Here is an 18,650-nt window from a genome sequence, read left to right as displayed (position 1 = left end):
CATAATACTATTTGTATGTTAATTAATTCTAATCCACAAAAAAGGGAAACATATGTTCCCCTTTCAATTGATAATATCAAATTAACCTTCTAACTCAACATATTGAAATTTAGCAATTAATTTGTACTGAAAGCTCGCTCGGAGGCAACCCTATCTGTAAAACAACAGGTTGAAAAGCTTCATCATCGCGCAAATTTGACGCTAGCCTACGCGCAACATAAAAACCAATAATACCACCAATTACACCTGAAATCGCTATCCAGAACTGCTCAAAATCAAACGCCTGCGCTAAGCCAGCAAAAATAAACAACCCCAAAATGGGTGTTAAGTAAACTAACAGCGCTGAGCGAATTAAACTCCCCTCAGGGATGCCCACTTCAATTTTCTGCCCTTCAACTAGTGGTTGTTCAATTGCGATTTCTAATTCATGTTCCGTATTTGGCCCAATTTTGCTTAAAGCATAAGAACCACAGGTTTTACGAGCACCGCAACTACCACAGCCGGATGAAGAACCATAGCGCAATAAAGCCCTACCGTTTTGCCAACGGACTACTGTTGCCCACTCTTTTACCATAATTTACTCCCGAAACTGAATACTACCTGCTACCACTTGTGCTGTTGCTAATGGTAATTCACCAATGATAGTGATGACATTTTGCTTTTGCGTCATTGTGTAAATAGTTCGACGCCCATTTTGAAGCGGTTGATCGAGTAACGGGCCTTTAGTCGATTTTGTCACATTTACAGAAAAGGTAAATAAACCATCACTAAACATTGCGGTTTCAACCACGTCATCTTCAGCTAATTTTCGCGAAGAACGGGATATTTCTTCAAAACCAGGTGGTAACATGCCAACTTGCCACTTAAAGGAAGGATTTCCATTTTTAGGGGAAATCAATAATGGCGGCATATTCACTTTACTTAACGCAAGTAATGAATCCTTAACTGTTTGGCTATCTAGCACCGTCGAGATCACACGAAATTGTTCTAATGTTTGGCTATTATTATCGAGAAGGTCGATACGTAATGGCAATTTCGTTTCTTCATCGATCAATACTACATAGTTAAACCGAGAATTGTCTTTCGATATTATGCGAATTACTAATGCTGGCCTATCGCCAATGTGGGTCCGCCCTGCATCAATAAAATTATAATAAGGTTTAATCTGTTGATAATTGGCAAAAACTACTGATGGTAAATTATCAACTATATATTTACCATTTAAGCTGAATGCATCAAAACCAGGTTCAAAGTAACTGATGCTATTGCCTTTTTGAACAATTTCACGACGCGATGAATCCATTTGGATCATTTGTGAAACAGGTTCACCATTAATGATGGCATGGCGGTAACGTACAGGTGTTATTGATTGCGGACTGAATGTCATATAAGACATTTCGTAAGAGAGGTTCTGGGCAGCATTTCCCATTTCTTTAAAAAGAACATCGGCATCTAGTTCAGATGCCGAAGCTTGATTAGAAATAATCAGGCTGCCCGTCAGGCAGATGACGGATAACCATTTGTTCATTATTGCAATTTAACTCCTGCTGAAGACGCAGGTTTTACAGACTCTTGATATTGCTGGTTAAGCATCGAGCGTCTTTCAATTTCATACTGTTGCAGCATCGCATTAATACGTTGATTTTGTTGCTCAACTTGTTGAATTTGCTGCTCATTACCAAATAATTGATTATCTGAGATATTTAAGCTAACTGGCGCCCCGCTGCCAACAGGAATAGTATTAAACATTGGCTCATCAACCGGTGAGTCAACGGTATTACTTTGGTTGTATTGTTGAACCCCAACAATAACCGCCAAAGACACACAAGCTGCAACACCAATTTGAGTCAGCTGGCTCGCCCAAGGACGAATTTTACCCCAGAATGGGAAAGCCCCCCAAGTCGCAGGCTCTGGCTGCGATTCGACAACTACCTGAGGATTAATACGCACAGCTTCATTCTCTAATGCTGCCGCAACTTTACTTGCAATATCGAAGTGCATGACTTCATTAGTATCGTTACGCAGAGTATCACGAATAAGATGATAGCTCTCCCAACGTTGTTTTAACGTTGAATCACGTGAAATAGCGTTGACCAGTTCTAAGTCTAGTACTTCGCCATCCATCATTGCGGAAAGTTTCTCTCTTTGCATGCCCAATTACCTTCAGTTAATTGCATCACAATTATATTTAATTGACTGATTTAACAGACTAATACTGTTGAATCAGAGGCTGAACTTTATTATCAATCGCTTCCCTTGCCCTAAAAATACGAGAACGTACGGTGCCAACAGGGCAATCCATTATTTCTGCGATTTCTTCATAGCTCAAACCATCTAACTCGCGGAGAGTAATTGCCATTCTAAGATCTTCTGGCAGCGATTCGATGGTCCGGAAAACAACTTTCTTTAATTCATCAGACAACATTAAGTTCTCTGGGTTCGAAATTTCTTTTAAGGCACTCGCGGTTTCAAAGTTTTCTGCATCACTCGCTTCCAAGTCCGACGCAGGTGGGCGTCTATCTTGGGCAACTAAATAATTTTTAGCTGTATTTACCGCAATCCGATAAAGCCAAGTATAAAATGCGCTGTCACCACGAAACGAACCAATGGCGCGATAAGCTTTTATAAATGACTCCTGCGCAACGTCAGGCACATCTGCTTGCGGTACATAGCGGGATACTAGGCTTGCGACTTTATGCTGATATTTTATCACCAATAAGTTGAAAGCTTGTTGATCGCCTTTTTGTACCTTTTCAACCAAAATCTGGTCGGTCAGTTGCTCGCTCATTCCAGGAAGTATCTCCCGAATTCAGGCCGATAATATGTTAACTTGATCATGTTCTCCCTTCCTAAAGCAAGCACTACTTTGAGTAGTAGAACTCGTTGAAGTTCAATTTAATCTAAAAAAATAGTCAAAAATTTACAAAACTGATAAAAAAATTACTGAGATGATCTTAAAGATCCTTATTAAAACAACTGCCTATAATATTCTTTCAGGCCTATAAGACAGCATACAGATTTTAGGCGCGAATGCGATAGCTATCACACTAAAAGCATTTGAATACGTAAATAGCGCTAGGTCAATATACTGTGCCTTAACAACCATCCACTCATAGCAATAGGACACTCGATAGGCTAACATAAAAAACTCAATACATACTATTATATACATGCAAACACTTATGAACGAATCCACACAGCATTACACTGATATTTTAATCATTGGGAGTGGTGTCGCAGGACTTTCAGCTGCCTTACGGCTCGCCCCTTTTCATCAAGTGACCATTCTCAGTAAAAGCAGCCTCAGCGAAGGGGCATCATATTACGCACAAGGTGGTATTGCCGCCGTTTTTGATGACACTGACAGCATCGAATCCCATGTAGAAGATACCCTAATTGCTGGTGCAGGTATCTGCCAGAAAGAAGCTGTTGAGTTTATTGCCTCCAATGCGAAACATTGCGTGCAATGGCTTATTGACCAAGGTGTTTTATTCGATACTGAAATTACCGAAAGCGGTGAAACACAGTATCATTTAACCCGTGAAGGTGGCCATAGTCATCGGCGGATCCTCCATCATGCTGATGCCACAGGAAAAGAAGTTGAAACCACGCTAGTTGACCTCGCTTTTGCCCACCCAAACATTCATATTAAAGAACGCTATAATGCCGTCGACCTTATCCTTTCTAATGAGGCTGAATCGCCACGAATTTTAGGCGCTTACGTATGGAACCGCCAAAAAGAGCAAGTTGAAACCATTCGAGCGAAAACGATTGTTCTAGCAACGGGCGGCGCGGCTAAAGTTTATCAATATACCACTAACCCTGATATTTCTTCTGGTGATGGTATCGCAATGGCGTGGCGGGCTGGCTGCCGTGTTGCTAACCTTGAATTTAATCAATTCCACCCAACGTGTTTATTTCACCCACAAGCACGCAATTTCTTATTAACTGAAGCATTACGTGGTGAGGGGGCTTACCTCAAGCGTCCTGATGGTAGCCGATTTATGCCAGATCACGACGATCGCGGTGAACTTGCCCCTCGCGATGTTGTTGCACGAGCTATTGACCATGAAATGAAACGCCTTGGTGCTGATTGCATGTATTTGGACATTAGCCATAAGCCTAGCGATTTCGTTAAAAACCATTTCCCGACTATTTATGCGAAATTGATGACTTTAGGGTTAGACCTCACTCAAGAGCCCATCCCTATCGTCCCAGCGGCCCATTACACATGCGGTGGTGTAATTGTCGATGAAACGGGTATGACTGATATCAAGAATCTCTATGCAATTGGCGAAGTTAGCTACACTGGCTTACATGGTGCAAACCGTATGGCATCCAATTCGCTATTAGAATGCTTGGTATATGGTTGGGCGGCGGCAGAAAATATTAATAAAACGATTAAACAGATCGGCGAAATCCCCTATTTATCTGAATGGGATGAAAGCCGAGTACATAACTCAGATGAACAGGTTGTTATTCAACATAACTGGCATGAATTACGCTTATTTATGTGGGATTACATGGGAATTGTGAGAACCACAAAACGGCTTGAGCGCGCACTGCGTCGCATCCATCTATTGCAGCAAGAAATTCACGACTACTATGCAAATTTCCGCATTTCAAATAACTTACTTGAATTACGTAACCTAGTTCAAGTCGCTGAATTAATGGTTCGTTGTGCATTAGAACGCAAAGAAAGCCGTGGATTACATTACAACTTGGATTACCCAGAACCACTTCCTAATTCAGGCCCCACTATTTTAAAACCTGAATAACGTGAGCTAGGGCCGGCCTTTGAGCCGGCTTTAATATTTCACATAAAATGGCTGAATTAGTTTACGAAATTCATCGGTATACTCACCCTTTTCATCTTTGAGTGCCAGCGATGTCACTTGTGTTTGTATCTCTTGCAGTTGAATGCCCAATAGCATGCGATGGTAGACCGTTGTAGGTTTATCACTAACATTGACGCGAAAAGCGGTAAACCAACCTGAATTCTCAGCCATCTTCTGTATTTTTTCACCAACTTCATAGGGCAGCACTAAACAAAATAGTCCATGAGATGTAAGACAGGATTTTGCACTTTCGAGTAATACATCATGAGTTAATGTCGCGGTATATCTCGCTTGGTCTCGTTTTTCATCCCGACACGCAACCGCAGGTTCAAAGTAAGGTGGGTTACTAACAATCAAATCATATTGAAGCGATAACAACTGGCTGTAACTCACAATGTCTTGATTGATGACATGTAAACGATCCGCCCATGGGGATTCAATAAAATTTTCTTGTGCTTGCACTGCCGCGTCACTATCTAACTCGACGGCATCAACACATAACATTGCATTTCTTTGTGCTAGCATCAATGCTATTAGCCCACTACCGCTACCAATATCCAATACAGACTGAACACCGTCTACAGGAGCCCAAGCCCCCAATAGCACACCATCCGTCCCCACTTTCATCGCACATCGGTCATGAGCCACAAAAAACTGTTTAAACGTAAAACCGCCTTTACGGTAATTCTTTTTTTGCTTACACATGCAAACACTCTAATTGGCTAATACTTGTTCGAACATTCTCATACTAAGCAAATAAAAGTCATAATTTAACCTATTTGCTACAATATAATTCTCATAATATGAGAATTATATTTGAGACGAAAAAAATTTACTGATAAGTTCGAAAAAAAGGAGATGCCATGAACAGTATAAATAGAACCTTAGACATCTTGTCTTACATCACAACTTGCGCATCTCCAGTGACGCCACAGTCTATCTCATCAGCGTTAGAGATCCCATTATCAACCGTCTATCGTTTACTAACAATTCTCATAGATTGGGAATTTGTATCTCACGCAAAACAATATGGAACATACTGTGTTGGCTCGCAGAGTATCAAAAATCAAGAAAAATACTATCACCACAGTTTATTGATGAGCGCGTCTAAACAAGAACTGCAAACTTTAGCGAAAAAAACCCAAGAAACCGTGGCGATTATCACCTCAAATTTACGAGAGACCATTTGTGTCGACATGATTGAGAGTGAACAAGCGCTGCGCTGCTCTTTTATTATTGGCCGGGGCAATACTTTAGTTAAAGGAGCAAGTGCGAAAACATTGTTAGCTTTTCGTCATGAACTCTATCAAAACCAAGTACTTGAAGCTCATACAAAGCAGTTAACCACTGAACAACAAAAAATAAAGCTACAACAAGATTTACAACAGATACGCAAACAAGGTTACGGCATGTCTGTGAGTGAAATCGATGAAGGCGTACTGGGTGTTTCTGCACCGATTTTCAAAGGTAATGATGTGTTAGCTGTCGTTTCAGTTATGGCACCTGAATTTCGCTCTACACATCGCGTGGATGAATTTATCACGCACACCTGCCAAACAGCGCATAACATCACTAAATTAATTAACTTGGAGTAACTATGACACAACCTTTCCAATGGCAAGGGCGCACAGATGGTGAAACACAAGAACATTTGCGCATCCACCAAGTCATTAATAAACACACACCTGCCAAGTTTGCATTAATTGGTTTTGCTTCTGATGAGGGCGTTCGACGCAATAAAGGCCGCCAAGGTGCAAAAGCAGGCCCTGATGCAATTCGTCATCAACTGGCAGGGTTGCCTATTCATCAGCCGATTGCAATCAAAGATGCCGGTACAATTCGCTGTGATGATGGCAATTTAGAAGCAGCACAGCGCCGTTTATCCGACCAACTTATCGTCCTCCTCGCTGATAACCAAAAACCGATTGTCCTTGGCGGCGGTCATGAAGTTGCATTTGCGAGCTTCCAGGGCCTGTTTGACTACGTTGAACAACATCAAGCGGGTAAAACGATTGGTATTATTAACTTTGATGCACATTTTGATTTGCGTGAAGCCCCTGTTGCCACTTCTGGCACTCCATTTTTACAATCTGCCATGTTGTGCCAGCAACACCAACGCTCTTTCAAATATTTATGTCTAGGTATCGCAGATCATGGCAATACAAAAGTATTATTCGATACCGCAGATACGCTAGGTTGCCAATATATCCGCGATAAAGAACTCGCTTATTCTAAGCTACCTCAAGCGATTGAAAAAATTAAAAAATTTATTGACGAAGTAGACTATTTATATGTCACCGTTGATTTAGATGTCTTTTCTGCCGCTATTGCACCGGGCGTTAGTGCACCAGCACCAAAAGGCATTTCTACTGAAATTTTTGATGAATTGTTTGCCATTATCAAGAGCAGCCAAAAAATTGCGGTTTTTGATATCGCAGAATGTAATCCTGAATTTGATATTGACAACCATACCGCCAAACTCGCGGCTTATTTGATATACCAATATTTATTCTAATAAAACAACACAACAACTCGACTGATAAATACACTGTTTCTCACGCTGTTAAGATTATTAATTTTCAAACACCACAATAAAAATAGCTTTGAAGTTGATTATCAAACTAGCCGTAACACAATAACTTAATGGTTTTTAACTATTAAATTTCGCGTTACAGCTAGGCAGCAAGTGACGTTATCCCTAGGAGCATACAAAAGTATGTGACTAGGGTAACGGAGCGCGGCCAACAACGCTGTAGCGCAATAACTTAATGGTTTTTAACTATTGAATTTCGCGTTACAGCTAGGCGGCAAGTGACGTTATCCCTAGGAGCATACAAAAGTATGTGACTAGGGTAACGGAGCGCGGCCAACAACGCTGTAGCGCAATAACTTAATGGTTTTTAACTATTGAATTTCGCGTTACAGCTAGGGCAAGTGACGTTATCCCTAGGAGCATACAAAAGTATGTGACTAGGGTAACGGAGCGCGGCCAACAACGCTGTAGCGCAATAACTTAATGGTTTTTAACTATTGAATTTCGCGTTACAGCTAGGCGGCAAGTGACGTTATCCCTAGGAGCATACAAAAGTATGTGACTAGGGTAACGGAGCGCGGCCAACAACGCTGTAGCGTGAAAGACAACAGTTAAAAAGGGAAAAATATGATTCTACACCTCGACACACTCTCCACCCTCTTCCTAACGGTGATCTGCTTACTCATGGGGATCCACTTGAAGAAACGTATCGAATGGCTACAGCGCTTTTGTATCCCTTCTCCCGTCATTGGCGGCTTTCTGGTTAGTTTGATTATTTGGGGGCTCAAATCATTTAATCTGGCCGAAATCAATTTTGATACCAGTTTACAAACCTTCTTAATGGTCGCTTTCTTTACCACTATTGGTATTGACGGCAGCTTCCGTATTTTAAAAAGTGGTGGTCGGTTACTCTTTATCTACCTGTTTATCTGCTGGTTTGTGGTTATTTTCCAAGACACCTTTGGTGCAGGCCTTGCTCATTTACTCGGTGTTGATCCCGTTATTGGTATCATGGCTGGTGGCGTTTCTCTTACTGGGGGACATGGTGGTGCAGCAGCCTTTGGTGGCATGGCTGAGGGCCTTGGCGTGCAATCCGCAACGGTTGCCGCAATTGCCGCAGCAACATTCGGCCTAATTACAGGAAGTTTACTTGGTGGTCCGATTGCAACATTCTTAATTAAGAAATTTAACGTGCAGATTAAAGCTGATGAAAATGTTGAGCGAGTTCAAGTTCCTGAAACCATTGCTGGAAAAATTGAATCCATCGATGCTCACGCCTTTTTAAAAATGCTAGCACTTGTTCTTGGAATTATGGTTATTGGTCAATTCGCTTCAGCGCAATTTACCAAAGCAACCGGGTTTTCTTTGCCGAGCTATGTTGGAGCAATGATCATTGCGATTGTTATTCGCAATATTAATGACCAAGTAGAATTATTCCGTATTAACCAAAAGTCGGTTGACCTTATCTCTGAAGTTTCGCTTGGCCTATTTTTGACTATGGCGATGATGTCATTGAAAATATGGGAGCTAAAAGCTGTTGCTTTGCCATTATTCACCATTCTATTGGCGCAAGTGATTATTTTAATTCTATTAGTTGTCTTTGTCATTTTCCGCTTATTAGGCAAAAACTACGATGCCGCAGTAATGTGTGCAGGCCTAATGGGGCACGGCTTAGGTGCGACGCCAAATGCAATGGCGAATATGTCCTCTGTTTGTGAACGTTACAAACAAGTGTCAATGAAAGCTTTCATGATTGTGCCACTCAGTGGTGCCGTGCTCATTGACTTAGTTGGTATTCCTTATCATACATGGTTAATTAATATACTTAGCTAAGTTAGATAAGCATATAAAGGAGGAAAAGCTCTTTCCTCCTTCAATTATTTATCTTCTCTATATTTCACTCACATACATTGATATATCGCTCCCTGTCCACAGTGAAAACAGTTACACTTGAGCAAAGCTGATTTTTTCAGGTGAACAATTTTGCTAACCTGTTTATAATCAGCGCCCCAAATAGAGGTATATCATGACTGCATCCACTTTTACTGAACTTGAACTTGATGAAAGCCTAATTGATGCGCTTTCAGATAAAGGCTATCAACGTCCAACCGCTATTCAAGCGGCAGCTATTCCTGCTGCAATGGATGGCCGCGATGTATTAGGTTCAGCCCCGACAGGTACAGGTAAAACCGCCGCGTTTTTACTACCTGCGATCCAACATTTACTTGATTTCCCTAGAAAGAAATCAGGGCCGCCTCGCGTTCTAGTTGTCACGCCAACTCGTGAATTAGCCATGCAGGTTGCTGACCAAGCAAAAGAATTATGTGCCCATAATCACCTCGATATTGCAACAATCACGGGTGGTGTTGCTTATATGAATCACGCTGAAGTTTTCAGCGAAAATCAAGATATTGTCGTCGCAACAACAGGCCGTCTACTCCAATATATTAAAGAAGAAAACTTTGACTGCCGAGCAGTTGAGATTTTGATCCTTGACGAAGCTGACCGCATGCTCGACATGGGTTTTGCCAATGACATAGAAACAATTGCAGGCGAAACACGCTGGCGCAAGCAGACCATGCTATTTTCTGCAACTCTTGAAGGCGAAGCTATTCGTGACTTTGCTGAGCGCTTATTAGAAGACCCAATTGAAATTGACGCCGACCCTTCACGCCGTGAACGTAAAAAAATTCAGCAATTTCATTACCGTGCTGACACTCTAGAGCATAAAACAGCATTACTGTGTCATTTGTTAAAACAGGATGAAGTCACCAAAGCTATCGTATTTGTGCGTAAGCGTGAGCGTTTGCGCGAATTAGTCCAATGGTTACGTGAAGCGGGTATCGAACCTTGTTATCTTGAAGGTGAAATGCCACAGGCTAAGCGTAATGAAGCGGTACGTCGCCTAGTTGACGGCCAAGTTAAAGTACTCGTTGCAACAGATGTTGCTTCCCGTGGCTTAGATATCGAAAACGTTAGCCATGTTTTTAACTTTGACTTACCTAGAACTGCAGATGTGTATTTGCACCGTATTGGCCGTACCGGCCGAGCTGGACGTAAAGGAACCGCAATTTCCTTAGTCGAAGCGCATGACTTCCCATTATTGGGTAAAATTACTCGTTATATTGAAGAACCTATCAAAATTCGTGTGGTTGATTCTTTACGTCCAACAACTAAAGCCCCTTCAGAAGCGATGCTAAATAAGCCAAAACCGTCGAAGAAAGTGCTTGCTAAGCGTAAAGAAAAGAAAAAAGAAGAACAAGCTAAGAAAAAAGAAAAAGTACGCCATCGCGATAAGAAAAATATTGGTAAACGTCGTACTCCTGCTAGCCCTTCTATACCAACAGCTAGCGATAAAAACTAGTCACTAAAAACGGGTTTAGGCCCGTTTTTTATTTAGCCCATCATTTGAAAAACTTTATCTCGCATTTGTTTGCCTTCATGAGTTAGCAAATCATACTTAATAATATGGCTACCAAGTATATCCTTACAATCTAAGCCTTTATTATTTTTAATTCGCCAATCGGCTCCATTTTCCAATAGTAATGTAGCAACATCAAGTGCATGGCTATTTAACGCATCATGTAAAGGTGTGTTCCCCAAACTATCCTTAATATTCACTGTTAATCCATTTTTTAATAAAAGTTGCGATTGTATAAGACGGCCATTTTGCGCAGCTAAATGCAAAATACTTTTTTGGCCTCTGGATTGAAACATTTTAATTGTTTGACCATATTGAGATTCCATTAGGGCTGTCATAAATTGCCCATTAACTGTTCTGACTGATTGTTGTGCCAATAAACTAATGTCACAAGGTTTGTGGTCTAATGATAAAAGTGCTGAAAACTCCGTTATATTTCCTTTTTTGATAGCACTTTCACAACATTCCTGCCAACTCATTTCCTGTTTTTCTTCTTTAGTTGGAAATATTTCTAGTGGTATTTCTTGTACCTTATTATATTCACCTGTGATTGCATTCCAATTATTCCATGGCTTATGTTTGCACATAACCCTAATAATTTTAAGCATTGAATGAGCAATAAAACTTCTTGTTAATAAACGGGTGGGTAACCAATTTTTCCAAGAGCTATGTTCGCTATAAGCCATTTTAATACAATTTCCCAACGCAGAAGGGATCGGTAAAGAGTTTTGTAATCCATCGAGCCAATCATATTGCACCGTGTAATAACGTATCAACCCTTCTTGTGCCATTTTTTCAGCAACGTGATAATCAATCCCAATATTATTAATAGTATTTTTTGCCAGCCCTGCAGGACTGAATGCGATACAGGGTGATTGACTCGCTAACGCCGCTATTGATGCCAATCCTCCACCTAATGAGTGCCCTGTACAAATTGTGTTTCCATTAACTGCATTGAATAAAACATTCATCAAACCAACAGCTTGAAAATATTGAGACTCATAAAAACCAAGGCCTTGACGAATATTACTGTAAAAATCGATAATATCGTTAGTACCAGCAAAACAAAGAATATATAAATCATTAAATCGACAGATATTAGCTTGAAAACCTGTTTGCTCGTCGTTTAATAGTTCTGCATTAATTCCGAGATCAAAAATCTCTTTATTACTTAATCTTTCAACACCCTGAATATTCCGCCAATTTTTATGATAAGCACCTTGCGCTAATAGAGCCAAAATATAGTCATTTTGTTGTGCATGACCTCCTAAGAAGTCTTCTCTTAATATCTCTTTAGGCCATAAATCTGTTATACAAGGTTTAATTTCTTGATGTTGGTGCTGCAAATAAATATTTAAGTTTTCTCTAACAAAAATATATTCATCTCTTTTTGATAATGTTTGTAGTGTTGGTAGTGACATGAATTCTCCCTAACAAGTGTATTTGTTGGAAGAATATTGAAATACAAATAACCAAGGTGGGAAATAATCAACTTTATTAGGAACAAATAAAAAGCCATTGGTAACAATGGCTTTAGAATTTATTATGCATTACTAGATGTAATTACATTTAATATTTATTACAAGCTTTCAGTGAAAGTACGAGTAATAACATCACGTTGTTGTTCAGGCGTTAATGAATTAAAACGCACTGCATAACCAGAAACACGGATTGTTAATTGTGGATATTTTTCTGGGTTTTTAACTGCATCTTCTAATGTTTCACGACTTAATACGTTAACATTTAAGTGCTGACCACCTTCAACACGTACAGTTGGTTTCATTTCTAAAGGAACTTCACGATACTCAAAAGCACCTAATTCGTCTTTAGCAACGATTTGCCCTTCGTTATAATCGGCTTTCGCACAAACACAACGAGCTTCATTTTTTTCGTCATCCAGTAACCAAAACGAATTCATCAATGCTGCATTATCAGTTTTAGTAATTTGAATACCTGTAATCATGTCGACCTCCACGTTCGAGCTAGATTGCATTCGATTTGCTTAATAAATCGAAGCTACATTAACCATCAATCTTATGAAAACTTGTAATTGGATATTTGGTCTAACCAATGTATATAGGTATTTTATACCAGCTAGATCCCCTATTTTCTTTGATATTTATCAATTATTCCGCTTAGTAACTAATTCAACCAACCCAACATTATGATTTAAATCAAAATTCATAATTCACTTTTTTAACTATTTTTATATATTTTCAATTTTTTTTAAAGATTAATACTCAATATCAGGGCTTTATCTCTCCCTCATGAACCAGTAAGCTTATAGCTATCAACTGGTTCATATAATTGTTCCTTCTTAAATTCATTGTTATGGAATATTTCATGTCAAACTCCATTACGTGGCACGATGTTATTGGCCCTGAAAAATCAAAACCTTATTTCAAAGAAACGTTGGCTTATGTAGCAGAACAACGCAAAAATGGTAAAATTATCTATCCTGCTCAAGACGACGTTTTTAATGCATTTAGGTATACCGAGCTTTCTGATATTAAAGTTGTTATCCTTGGGCAAGACCCTTACCATGGGCCAGGGCAAGCTCACGGCCTCTCTTTTTCCGTACTCCCAGGAATTAAGCCACCACCATCATTAGTCAATATGTATAAAGAGCTAGCAAAAGATATTAGTGACTTTCAAAGGCCTAATCATGGGTACTTGCTCAGTTGGGCTCAACAAGGTGTTTTACTCCTTAACACCGTCCTCACCGTCGAGCAAGGCAATGCCCATTCCCATGCACATTTAGGTTGGGAAACATTTACAGATAAAGTTATTGAAGCAATTAATGAAAATACCGAGGGCGTGATCTTTTTACTCTGGGGCTCTCATGCCCAGAAAAAAGGTAAAATTATTGATACTAAACGCCATCATGTTCTGAAAGCCCCACATCCCTCCCCACTTTCTGCTCATCGCGGGTTTTTAGGTTGTGGGCATTTTTCACAAACAAATGAAATTTTAGCTCAGCAAGGCAAAAAACCTATAGATTGGACACCTGTAATTAGCGAATAATTTCAAATTGCGGACAATAAAAAATGGGATACTCACGTATCCCATTTCATCGATTATTTAGACACAATAACCATTGCAGGTCTGAGTAAACGGTTATTTAACGTGTACCCTTTTTGCATCACATCAATCACATGATTAGCTTGGTGATCAGGTGACTCAATCATCGTCATCGCTTGATGAACTTCAGGGTTGAATGGCACATTCACTTCACTGACAGGCTCAATACCGAACTTAGCCACTGCATCTAAAAAGGTTTTTAACGTTAAATTTAAACCTTCTAACATCGCTTTAGACTCTTCACTTTCGTGATCAGCAGCTTCTATTGCACGTTCCAAGTTATCAATCACTGGCAATAATTCATTTGAGAATTTTTCCAGTGCAAATTTATGTGCCTTTTCGATATCTTGCTCAGTCCTACGACGAATATTTTCAATTTCTGCGTGTGCACGTAACATCGCTTCACGTTCAGTTTTTTGTGAAGCTTCTAACTGTTGCTCAAGCTCAGCAATACGCGCGGCTAACGCTTGTTCGTCTGCTTGTAACTCATCAGCTTGTTGAACGCTGGCTTCTTGCTCAGCTTGAACTTTTTGTGATTCATTTTGTTCAAAAGCTTGCTCATCATGCATGTTTTGGTCTTTACTACTCATGAATATCTCCGCGTATTTAGCATTAATCCCATATATGAGAGTATTATGGGGATCTAATACAGGGATTCAAGGGAAGTCATACAATCAGAGGCCAAAAAAGTATGCGAAAGGACAATAATACAGCACTACCACATTTTAAAACGATAGGCATTGTCGGGCACCCTAGGCATCCTGAAGCATTGGCAACTCATGAATTAATATACCATTGGTTAATTTCAAAAAATTATCATGCCATTATCGATAAACAAGTTGCTAAAGATTTAAAATTATCTAATGCCAACACTGGTACATTAACTGAAATAGGCCAACAGGCTGATTTAGTTGTCGTCGTTGGCGGGGATGGCAATATGCTTGGCGCTGCTCGTATTTTATCCCGGTATAATAATAAAGTGATCGGTGTAAATCGTGGTAATCTCGGTTTTCTTACTGATTTAGACCCTGATAATGCATTGCAACAACTTTCAAGTGTTCTTGAAGGAAAATACCGCGAAGAAAGACGTTTTTTACTAGAAGCACAAGTCATTAAAGCTAACCAAAAAGCACGTAAAAGCACCGCAATTAATGAGATTGTTCTGCACCCAGGCAAAGTTGCGCATATGATCGAATTCGAGGTTTACATTGATGAAAAATTTGCCTTTTCTCAACGTTCTGATGGTTTGATTATCGCCACACCAACAGGTTCTACAGCTTATTCTCTTTCCGCAGGTGGCCCTATTTTAACCCCAAACTTGGATGCTATTGTATTAGTTCCAATGTTTCCACATACCTTATCCTCCAGACCACTGGTGATTAGCAGCAACAGCAGTATTCGGTTGAAGTTTTTACGAACAAATATTGATTATGAAGTCAGCTGTGACAGCCAAATTATGCTCCCTATTCAGGATGGAGAGGAAGTTATTGTTAAACGTAGTAATAAAAATCTTAATTTAGTTCATCCACAAGATTACAATTATTTCAATACATTAAGTTCAAAATTAGGCTGGGCTAAAAAAACTTTTTAATTTTTTCATTCTGCCTCTTTACTGTATAAAAAAACAGTCATACACTGTATTAAAACACAGGTGTGTATTTTTACAGGAGAGCGCAGATGCTTACCCAACTAACAATCAATAATTTTGCAATCGTACGTGAATTAGAAATTGATTTCCGTAATGGTATGACAGCCATAACCGGTGAAACAGGTGCGGGTAAGTCCATTGCTATTGATGCTCTTGGCCTATGTTTAGGTAATCGGGGGGAAGCCAATATGGTACGCCCTGGTGCACTGCGTGCTGATCTTTGTGCCCGTTTTTCCTTAGTTGATGCTGAGATGGCTGCTAATTGGCTTATTGAGCACCAACTTGATAACCAAAATGAGTGCTTATTACGTCGGACTATCTCTCCTGACGGCCGTTCCCGAGGCTTTATTAACGGCGTTTCTGTACCTTTATCACAACTTAGAGAACTCGGTACATTGCTGATCCAAATTCATGGCCAGCACGCGCACCAACTCTTGCTAGATAACACTCATCAAAAGTCCCTGCTTGATGCCTATTCAAACCAGCAAGAACTACTTGCTCAAATGAAAAAAGCATGGAAAACATGGCACGACTCCTGCCAACAATTAGCCGTATTTCAAAAAGAGATGCAAGAGCGTGAATCTCGACAACAGTTGCTGGAATATCATCTAAAAGAACTGAACGAATTCCTTCCTGTTCAAGGAGAATTTGAAGAGATAGACCAAGAATATAAACAACTCGCTAATCATGGGCAATTTTTATCTATTGGTCAAACAACCACGCACATGCTATCTGAAAATGATGATGCGAACGTCATTAGTTTATTAAATATGGCAAAAAATGAATTGACTGATCTCGTTGCTCTCAATCCGAAATTTTCAGAACTTCTCGATATGCTTGAAGAAGCATCAATACAAGTCAGTGAAGTCAGTGATGAAATAAAACATTATTGCGATCAATACGAACTTGATCCCAACCGTTTATTTGAACTTGAGCAACGTATCTCTAAACAAATTAGCTTAGCTCGAAAACATCATGTTAGCCCCGAGGCACTACCTGAACTATTTCAACAGTTATTGACTGAGCAAGAACAAATTGCTAATCAAAACGAAGATTGTGAAACTTTAAACGAGCAAGTTGCTATCGATCATCAAAAAGCATTAGCTTGTGCAGAGCGTTTACACCATGTGCGACTGCATTATGCCCAAGAGTTAAGCACACTAATTACCAACAGTATGCATCAACTTTCAATGCCTCATGGTCTGTTTACTATTGATGTGAAATTTATACCAGAACAATTGCAGGTTGATGGTGCATGTAAGATAGAGTTCAATGTTACAACGAACCCAGGCCAGCCACATCAGGCGCTCGCTAAAGTTGCTTCAGGTGGTGAACTATCGCGTATCGCACTAGCTATTCAAGTTATTACCGCTAAGAAAATGGATACTCCAGCGTTAATTTTTGATGAGGTCGATGTGGGTATTAGCGGACCAACAGCCGCTATTGTTGGTAAGTTATTACGTGAGTTAGGTGAATCAACTCAAGTCATGTGTGTAACGCATTTACCTCAAGTTGCAGGTTGTGGACATCATCATTTTTATGTAAGCAAAGAAACTAATGGAGTTGAAACTGAAACTCATATGCAGCTATTAGATAAAAAATCTAGATTACAAGAGCTTGCGCGCCTTTTGGCAGGTTCAGAAGTCACCAAAAATACACTAGCCAACGCAAAAGAGTTACTTGCAGCATAATTTTTGACAACTTTTTTACGCTCATGTGGTCTTAGAGTCGATAAGGAAGGTTTTAAATTGTATCAATGTCGATTATCATTGATGTTCTGACTCCAAAAGGAATGAGATATCCATGCGTTATAAATTGTTAACTGCTGCCGCACTATCACTCGCATTAATGTCTACGGGCTGTTCAATGATGGAACGTCTTGTCTATCACCCGGACATTAACCAAGGTAATTACCTCACAGCGAAAGATGTTGCTAAGATCCAAAAAGGAATGACACAGCAACAGGTCGCTTATACTTTGGGCACGCCAATGTTATCTGACCCGTTTGGTACTCAGACTTGGTATTATGTTTTCCGCCAAGAACTAGGGCATGACCCAGTTCAGCAAGAAACTTTGACTCTGATTTTTGATCGCAATGGTATTCTTACTGACATCAAAAACGAGAAAAATCTTGCCGCGCAGGAATCAATGGAAGCTGCTGAAACAAAAGCATCAGAAACTAAAACAGCTGACTAACCACAAACACTAAGAACCACCTAGTGTGATAGTAACAACCTGTTTTATGAAGGACTTATTCAGGCGGGTTGTTATTATGAGTATCTTTATTAAAAATTTATTTAGACTCAACTTGTATAAATAAATTTAAAGACAAAAACCGAGCTTTGCTCGGTTCGCTACGTATAATCGGTTTACTTATTTTTAACTTCTTTAGACTTTTCCGCTCGTTTGCGACGTAATTCTTTTGGGTCTGCAATCAAAGGTCGATAAATCTCAACACGATCCCCATCTTGCACTAAATCTGTCAATTTAGCAGGGCGACTATAAATACCAATCTTATTTTTTTTAAGATCAATATCATCTCTAAGAGCTAAAATACCAGAAGCTAGTATTGCTTCTTCTATTGTCGCCCCCTCTTTCACTTTTACTGATAGCAAAAATTGCTTTTCAGGAAGCGCATATGTCACTTCAATATTCAGCTCAGACACTGTATACATCCTTTGCTCTTAAAGTGAAGGCTTGAACCATATTATTAGCTAATTCCTTAAAAATTTTGCCAAATGCAAGTTCTATCAATTTATTTGTAAATTCAAAATCAAGGTGAAACTCGATTTTACAAGCATCAGGGCTTAAAGGAATAAATTTCCAACCACCAGCTAATTTACTAAATGGCCCTTCCACAAGTTGCATATGAATGCACTTGTTATCCTCTAGCACATTTTTTGTGACAAAAGTTTTGCTAATGCCTGCTTTTGACACTTCAACAGAAGCGGTCATTTCTTCAGAACTATGACTAATAATTCGGCTACCCACACACCCCGGCAAAAAGCTCGGATATGAAATAACGTCATTAACGAGTTTATACATTTGTTCTGCGCTAAAAGGGACCAACGCAGAGCGACTAATCTGTGGCATATCAATTCCTATCCCCAAAAACTGAGCGTATAATAC

At 39.7% G+C, this 18,650-nt stretch carries 19 protein-coding genes; 9 read left to right on the top strand and 10 right to left on the bottom strand.

All coding sequences use genetic code 11. The features are described from left to right. Nucleotides 1–109 precede the first annotated feature (109 nt). Genes rseC through rpoE form a run of 4 tightly spaced genes read right to left on the bottom strand, consistent with a single transcriptional unit; the run spans nt 110 to nt 2,788 of the window. Nucleotides 110–574: a SoxR-reducing system protein RseC gene (gene rseC / locus P3L44_RS07075; RefSeq protein ID WP_004264981.1), complete on the bottom strand. Its 465-nt coding sequence runs from the start codon at nt 572–574 to the stop codon at nt 110–112. Between the two features lie 3 nt (nt 575–577). Beyond that, nucleotides 578–1,528, bottom strand: a complete 951-nt coding sequence (gene rseB / locus P3L44_RS07070) for a sigma-E factor regulatory protein RseB (RefSeq protein WP_004264982.1) — start codon at nt 1,526–1,528, stop codon at nt 578–580. Further along, nucleotides 1,528–2,151 (bottom strand): anti-sigma-E factor RseA, encoded by a 624-nt coding sequence (gene rseA, locus P3L44_RS07065; RefSeq protein WP_004264983.1) that lies wholly within the window; start codon nt 2,149–2,151, stop codon nt 1,528–1,530. Before rseA ends, rseB begins: the two co-directional genes overlap by 1 nt. Before the next feature lie 58 nt (nt 2,152–2,209). Then, nucleotides 2,210–2,788: an RNA polymerase sigma factor RpoE gene (gene rpoE, locus P3L44_RS07060; protein WP_004912810.1), complete on the bottom strand. Its 579-nt coding sequence runs from the start codon at nt 2,786–2,788 to the stop codon at nt 2,210–2,212. A gap of 394 nt (nt 2,789–3,182) precedes the next feature. Here rpoE and nadB point away from each other — a divergent pair, with 394 nt between their 5' ends. Continuing rightward, nucleotides 3,183–4,778: an L-aspartate oxidase gene (nadB, locus tag P3L44_RS07055; protein WP_180359531.1), complete on the top strand. Its 1,596-nt coding sequence runs from the start codon at nt 3,183–3,185 to the stop codon at nt 4,776–4,778. 30 nt (nt 4,779–4,808) lie between these two features. Here the strand turns inward: nadB and trmN are convergent, their stop codons facing one another. After that, nucleotides 4,809–5,543: a tRNA(1)(Val) (adenine(37)-N(6))-methyltransferase TrmN gene (gene trmN / locus P3L44_RS07050; RefSeq protein ID WP_140172288.1), complete on the bottom strand. Its 735-nt coding sequence runs from the start codon at nt 5,541–5,543 to the stop codon at nt 4,809–4,811. A gap of 158 nt (nt 5,544–5,701) precedes the next feature. Between trmN and P3L44_RS07045 the strand changes: the two genes are divergently transcribed. The 4 genes from P3L44_RS07045 (at nt 5,702) to srmB (ending at nt 10,735) form a co-directional block, all read left to right on the top strand. Next, nucleotides 5,702–6,433: an IclR family transcriptional regulator gene (locus P3L44_RS07045; protein WP_004912819.1), complete on the top strand. Its 732-nt coding sequence runs from the start codon at nt 5,702–5,704 to the stop codon at nt 6,431–6,433. 2 nt (nt 6,434–6,435) lie between these two features. Beyond that, nucleotides 6,436–7,353 carry a formimidoylglutamase gene (gene hutG, locus P3L44_RS07040; RefSeq protein ID WP_272662248.1) on the top strand — a complete coding sequence of 306 codons (918 nt, stop codon included), beginning with the start codon at nt 6,436–6,438 and terminating at the stop codon, nt 7,351–7,353. A 645-nt stretch (nt 7,354–7,998) separates the two neighbouring features. After that, the gene (gene gltS / locus P3L44_RS07035; protein WP_036959023.1) at nt 7,999–9,204 is read left to right on the top strand and encodes a sodium/glutamate symporter; all 1,206 of its coding nucleotides are present in this window, start codon (nt 7,999–8,001) and stop codon (nt 9,202–9,204) included. Nucleotides 9,205–9,397: 193 nt separating this feature from the next. Next, a complete protein-coding gene (gene srmB / locus P3L44_RS07030; RefSeq protein WP_272662249.1) occupies nt 9,398–10,735 on the top strand; it encodes an ATP-dependent RNA helicase SrmB in 1,338 nt (445 codons plus the stop codon). Nucleotides 10,736–10,767: 32 nt separating this feature from the next. Here the strand turns inward: srmB and P3L44_RS07025 are convergent, their stop codons facing one another. After that, nucleotides 10,768–12,213, bottom strand: a complete 1,446-nt coding sequence (locus P3L44_RS07025; protein WP_272662250.1) for an ankyrin repeat domain-containing protein — start codon at nt 12,211–12,213, stop codon at nt 10,768–10,770. A gap of 158 nt (nt 12,214–12,371) precedes the next feature. Further along, nucleotides 12,372–12,755, bottom strand: coding sequence for an autonomous glycyl radical cofactor GrcA (gene grcA / locus P3L44_RS07020; RefSeq protein ID WP_036959024.1), 384 nt, complete (start codon nt 12,753–12,755; stop codon nt 12,372–12,374). Between the two features lie 380 nt (nt 12,756–13,135). On the opposite strand from grcA, the gene ung reads away from it, so the two are divergent. After that, nucleotides 13,136–13,816 carry a uracil-DNA glycosylase gene (gene ung, locus P3L44_RS07015; protein ID WP_140172284.1) on the top strand — a complete coding sequence of 227 codons (681 nt, stop codon included), beginning with the start codon at nt 13,136–13,138 and terminating at the stop codon, nt 13,814–13,816. A 53-nt stretch (nt 13,817–13,869) separates the two neighbouring features. On the opposite strand, the gene grpE is transcribed toward ung, so the two are convergent. Beyond that, a complete protein-coding gene (gene grpE / locus P3L44_RS07010; protein WP_004264998.1) occupies nt 13,870–14,463 on the bottom strand; it encodes a nucleotide exchange factor GrpE in 594 nt (197 codons plus the stop codon). Between the two features lie 101 nt (nt 14,464–14,564). Between grpE and nadK the strand changes: the two genes are divergently transcribed. The 3 genes from nadK to bamE all read left to right on the top strand — a co-directional run bounded on the left by nadK (nt 14,565) and on the right by bamE (nt 17,717). Continuing rightward, the gene (nadK, locus tag P3L44_RS07005; protein WP_140172283.1) at nt 14,565–15,464 is read left to right on the top strand and encodes an NAD(+) kinase; all 900 of its coding nucleotides are present in this window, start codon (nt 14,565–14,567) and stop codon (nt 15,462–15,464) included. Nucleotides 15,465–15,550: 86 nt separating this feature from the next. Continuing rightward, entirely contained in the window at nt 15,551–17,212 is a 1,662-nt protein-coding gene (gene recN, locus P3L44_RS07000; RefSeq protein ID WP_140172282.1) for a DNA repair protein RecN, read from the top strand. Between the two features lie 112 nt (nt 17,213–17,324). Further along, nucleotides 17,325–17,717 (top strand): outer membrane protein assembly factor BamE, encoded by a 393-nt coding sequence (bamE, locus tag P3L44_RS06995; protein ID WP_004265001.1) that lies wholly within the window; start codon nt 17,325–17,327, stop codon nt 17,715–17,717. A 173-nt stretch (nt 17,718–17,890) separates the two neighbouring features. Here the strand turns inward: bamE and P3L44_RS06990 are convergent, their stop codons facing one another. Further along, a complete protein-coding gene (locus tag P3L44_RS06990; RefSeq protein WP_004265002.1) occupies nt 17,891–18,196 on the bottom strand; it encodes an RnfH family protein in 306 nt (101 codons plus the stop codon). Continuing rightward, nucleotides 18,180–18,614 carry a type II toxin-antitoxin system RatA family toxin gene (locus tag P3L44_RS06985; protein WP_036959027.1) on the bottom strand — a complete coding sequence of 145 codons (435 nt, stop codon included), beginning with the start codon at nt 18,612–18,614 and terminating at the stop codon, nt 18,180–18,182. The genes P3L44_RS06990 and P3L44_RS06985 overlap by 17 nt, the downstream gene beginning before the upstream one ends. Between the last annotated feature and the right edge of the window lie 36 nt (nt 18,615–18,650).

The sequence above is a fragment of the Providencia sp. PROV175 genome (assembly GCF_032707045.1).
Classification (GTDB): Bacteria; Pseudomonadota; Gammaproteobacteria; order Enterobacterales; family Enterobacteriaceae; genus Providencia; species Providencia hangzhouensis.
This window is presented reverse-complemented; position numbering and strand designations above follow the sequence as displayed.

Excerpts from the sequence above, each read along its gene's own strand:
- rpoE (WP_004912810.1), bottom strand. The coding sequence starts at position 2,788 with ATGAGCGAGCAACTGACCGACCAGATTTTGGTTGAAAAGGTACAAAAA.
- gltS (WP_036959023.1), top strand. The coding sequence starts at position 7,999 with ATGATTCTACACCTCGACACACTCTCCACCCTCTTCCTAACGGTGATC.
- hutG (WP_272662248.1), top strand. The coding sequence starts at position 6,436 with ATGACACAACCTTTCCAATGGCAAGGGCGCACAGATGGTGAAACACAA.
- grcA (WP_036959024.1), bottom strand. The coding sequence starts at position 12,755 with ATGATTACAGGTATTCAAATTACTAAAACTGATAATGCAGCATTGATG.
- trmN (WP_140172288.1), bottom strand. The coding sequence starts at position 5,543 with ATGTGTAAGCAAAAAAAGAATTACCGTAAAGGCGGTTTTACGTTTAAA.
- rseC (WP_004264981.1), bottom strand. The coding sequence starts at position 574 with ATGGTAAAAGAGTGGGCAACAGTAGTCCGTTGGCAAAACGGTAGGGCT.
- ung (WP_140172284.1), top strand. The coding sequence starts at position 13,136 with ATGTCAAACTCCATTACGTGGCACGATGTTATTGGCCCTGAAAAATCA.
- rseA (WP_004264983.1), bottom strand. The coding sequence starts at position 2,151 with ATGCAAAGAGAGAAACTTTCCGCAATGATGGATGGCGAAGTACTAGAC.
- nadK (WP_140172283.1), top strand. The coding sequence starts at position 14,565 with ATGCGAAAGGACAATAATACAGCACTACCACATTTTAAAACGATAGGC.
- P3L44_RS07045 (WP_004912819.1), top strand. The coding sequence starts at position 5,702 with ATGAACAGTATAAATAGAACCTTAGACATCTTGTCTTACATCACAACT.
- P3L44_RS07025 (WP_272662250.1), bottom strand. The coding sequence starts at position 12,213 with ATGTCACTACCAACACTACAAACATTATCAAAAAGAGATGAATATATT.
- nadB (WP_180359531.1), top strand. The coding sequence starts at position 3,183 with ATGAACGAATCCACACAGCATTACACTGATATTTTAATCATTGGGAGT.
- recN (WP_140172282.1), top strand. The coding sequence starts at position 15,551 with ATGCTTACCCAACTAACAATCAATAATTTTGCAATCGTACGTGAATTA.
- grpE (WP_004264998.1), bottom strand. The coding sequence starts at position 14,463 with ATGAGTAGTAAAGACCAAAACATGCATGATGAGCAAGCTTTTGAACAA.
- P3L44_RS06990 (WP_004265002.1), bottom strand. The coding sequence starts at position 18,196 with ATGTATACAGTGTCTGAGCTGAATATTGAAGTGACATATGCGCTTCCT.
- bamE (WP_004265001.1), top strand. The coding sequence starts at position 17,325 with ATGCGTTATAAATTGTTAACTGCTGCCGCACTATCACTCGCATTAATG.
- P3L44_RS06985 (WP_036959027.1), bottom strand. The coding sequence starts at position 18,614 with ATGCCACAGATTAGTCGCTCTGCGTTGGTCCCTTTTAGCGCAGAACAA.
- srmB (WP_272662249.1), top strand. The coding sequence starts at position 9,398 with ATGACTGCATCCACTTTTACTGAACTTGAACTTGATGAAAGCCTAATT.
- rseB (WP_004264982.1), bottom strand. The coding sequence starts at position 1,528 with ATGAACAAATGGTTATCCGTCATCTGCCTGACGGGCAGCCTGATTATT.